Source organism: Pseudonocardia sp. SID8383, from assembly GCF_009864975.1.
In the GTDB taxonomy this organism is placed as follows: Bacteria; Actinomycetota; Actinomycetes; order Mycobacteriales; family Pseudonocardiaceae; genus Pseudonocardia; species Pseudonocardia alni.
Genome location: NZ_WWFY01000913.1, coordinates 1 through 240, shown reverse-complemented (window position 1 = coordinate 240; position 240 = coordinate 1). Strand labels below are relative to the sequence as shown.

Sequence of the window (240 nt, the reverse complement as noted above, 5' to 3'; positions counted from 1 at the left end):
ACCGGGCCCGTTCCCGTACGGCACGCAGGTCGGCCTCGGTCGCGCCGGGGCCCAGCGCCCCGGCCTGGGCGACCAGGCCACGCAGACCGCTGAGCACCCCGCCGCCGATCTCCTCGGCGATCCGGGACCGCTCGGCGTCCAGCGCGGTGCCGTGCCGCAGCCGGTCGGTCTCGGCCCGTTCCCGGTCGGCGCGCAGCGCGGCGGACCGGCTCCAGCGCCCTGCGAGGGCGGCGATCACCA

Annotated in this window: 1 protein-coding gene; it reads right to left on the bottom strand. The window is 79.6% G+C overall.

Annotated features, from left to right (window positions below; genetic code table 11):
* Window positions 1-240: hypothetical protein (locus tag GTW08_RS21660; RefSeq protein WP_202417509.1), on the bottom strand; the 240-nt coding region annotated here is incomplete at both ends.